The sequence below is a fragment of the Faecalibacterium sp. DFI.5.82 genome (assembly GCF_029076575.1).
Classification (GTDB): Bacteria; Bacillota; Clostridia; order Oscillospirales; family Ruminococcaceae; genus Faecalibacterium; species Faecalibacterium duncaniae.
The window spans coordinates 1-324 of the sequence record NZ_JARFIS010000313.1; the positions used below are offsets into that span (position 1 = coordinate 1).

Consider the following 324-nt stretch of genomic DNA (forward strand, 5'->3'; position numbering starts at 1 on the left):
CTCTTTGCATTTTCTTCGGTGTCGTCCGAGTCGTCGTAGGCATCATAGGGTGCCGATGAGTCGTGTACTCGTTTTTTGAATGGTGAACAGTGCTTGTCTTTGTGGGCAAACTCAAAGGCAAAATTGTCCGTCCATCCCGTGTGAGCGGTGATGAAATATGGATGCAGCCCACGTGCGCGCAGTTTCCGCTCCAGCTCCGCCAGTGACTGCACAGCCAGCTTATTGTCCTCCGCCAGCGAGGAATTGAAGCTGTAGCCGCCGTCCGCGCCAAACCACAGCGTGTCGACGGTAAAAAGGTACTTATCGTCAATGAGGTAGACCATA

The 324-nt window shown here is 53.1% G+C and carries 1 pseudogene; it reads right to left on the minus strand.

Annotation, left to right across the window (positions count from 1 at the left end):
- Positions 1-324: pseudogene (locus P0G09_RS16765) on the minus strand (MBL fold metallo-hydrolase); the annotation flags it as partial.